Here is a 1,880-nt window from a genome sequence, read left to right on the forward strand (position 1 = left end):
GGGCGGCGCCCGCTATCTCAAGAGCCTGATGACGATGTTCGACAACGATATCCGCCTCGCCGTGGCGGCCTATCACGCCGGCCCGCAAGCGGTGATCAGCCGGGGCAACAGGATCCCGCCGTTCGCCACAACCCAGCGTTATGTGCCCAACGTGCTGAACCACTATCGGCTTTTACAGGGGTTGTCCGCGGATGCGCCGCTGTGATCGAGACCCAGAGGGTGGTTTTCCCCAATAGTGGGGAGTGGTGGTCCCGGCGAGGAAATGGGGGTTCGGGTGGGGAATATCCCCCGTTTATCAAATCGTGAATGTATCCAGCTGATTAATAAGGTGATTTTTTATGGCATGCGGATTGCTGCGGACAACTTGTCGAGAGGTGTTCCCTGATAACCCGCAATGAGGCCCGAGTTCATGATCGGCATATCCCACGCTCCGTCCCTGATTGATTTGCTTACCCCCCTGTGGGAGCAAGCTCGCTTCCACAAGGGTCGGGCAAGACAGGAACAGATCGGTAGAGAGGAGTGTTGTTATGGACAGGACCACCACAATCGCTGGCAGCGCGGTGATGCTCGGGATGGCCTTGATCGGGTTCGGGGTATGGCGGACTGCGCCCCCGACTGCGCTCAACGAAATCACCTTGCCCGACACCTGGAGCGCCCGGACGCTGGAACGTGACGGGATTTCGGTGGCCCTGGATGTAAAGCCCCTGGCCAAGGACGGCGTACTGCGTGAGGGCGGCATTGCCGACGTGCAATTTCGAGTGTCGGACAAAGCCTCCGGTCAACCCTTGTCTGGCGTCGCGCCGGGTGTTCGGGTCATTCCCGGCGATACCCACTGAGAGGAAGCTGACATGAACCGATACGCGCATCGCAGTCTGCTGACGTTCGGCCTGTTGGCCTTCGGTATCGGCCAGGCGCTGGCTCACTTGGCGGACGAGCACACCGGGCACGACATGGCGGCCAAAAAGGCCAACCCGGAGACCGCCCGGATCAAGTTTGCCGACGTGACCCTGCTGGACCAGGACGGCAAGGTCGTCAGCCTGGAAAAAGACCTGGTGAGCAACAAGATCGTGGTCATGGGCTTCATCTACACCAGCTGCACCACGGTCTGCCCGGTGGTGTCCTCGATCATGGGCAAGGTGCAGAAACAGTTGGGCGCGCGGGTCGGCACCGAGGTACAACTGGTGTCGATCAGCATCGACCCGCAGCGTGATGATCCCCAACGCCTGAACGACTACGCCCGCACCTTCCAGCAGGGGCCGGGCTGGAGCTGGCTGACCGGCTCGCCGCAGTCGGTCACTGCCACCCTCATGGGCCTGGGCGCTTACAGCGGTGACATCGAGAACCACTCGCCGCTGATTCTGGTGGGGGACRGCAACAACCGTTTCTGGACCCGCTACTACGGTTTCACCGACCCGACGGAGCTGGCCCGGGCCGTCGAGAAGCTCAGTGGTGAACGCAACGTCCACGCCAAGCACACCGCCATCGCCATGGAGCATCAGCCATGAGCGGCATCACCTTTATCTCCCTTACCAGTGATCCGCTGCGGGACACCCCGGCGGTACTCAAGGCTTACACCTTGAAACAGGGCGTCGATGAGCCCCACTGGTTTTTTCTTACCGGCGACAAGGCGCAAATGGACCTTGTCTTGGGTCGTATCGGCCAGATCGTGCCGGCCCCCGAGCAACACTCCACCCAGTCGATCGTCGGTGACGTGGCGAACAAGCGCTGGAGCAAAATCCGTCCCGATGCTCCGGCAGCCGCCATTGTCCAGCGCTTGCAGTGGCTGACAATGCCCGTGGCCGGTCGCTGAGCCACGGCCATGAATACTGCCCTCGTCCTTGGCCTGCTGCTCTTGGGCAGCATCGCGCTCAGTGCCCAGG

At 61.6% G+C, this 1,880-nt stretch carries 2 protein-coding genes and 2 pseudogenes; all 4 read left to right on the forward strand.

The window, feature by feature from the left end; all coding sequences use genetic code 11:
- Window positions 1-205 (forward strand): lytic transglycosylase domain-containing protein (locus ACXRVY_RS26690; RefSeq protein ID WP_458238692.1); only part of this gene is annotated, 205 nt, incomplete at its 5' end.
- A 322-nt stretch (window positions 206-527) separates the two neighbouring features.
- Window positions 528-821, forward strand: a pseudogene (locus ACXRVY_RS26695) (hypothetical protein); the annotation flags it as partial.
- A gap of 27 nt (window positions 822-848) precedes the next feature.
- Complete coding sequence (locus ACXRVY_RS26700) at window positions 849-1,505, forward strand: SCO family protein (RefSeq protein WP_458238693.1); 657 nt, start codon at window positions 849-851, stop codon at window positions 1,503-1,505.
- 2 nt (window positions 1,506-1,507) lie between these two features.
- Window positions 1,508-1,810 (forward strand): annotated as a pseudogene (locus ACXRVY_RS26705) (SCO family protein); the annotation flags it as partial.
- Between the last annotated feature and the right edge of the window lie 70 nt (window positions 1,811-1,880).

It is taken from the genome of Pseudomonas sp. P5_A2_2, assembly GCF_054177685.1.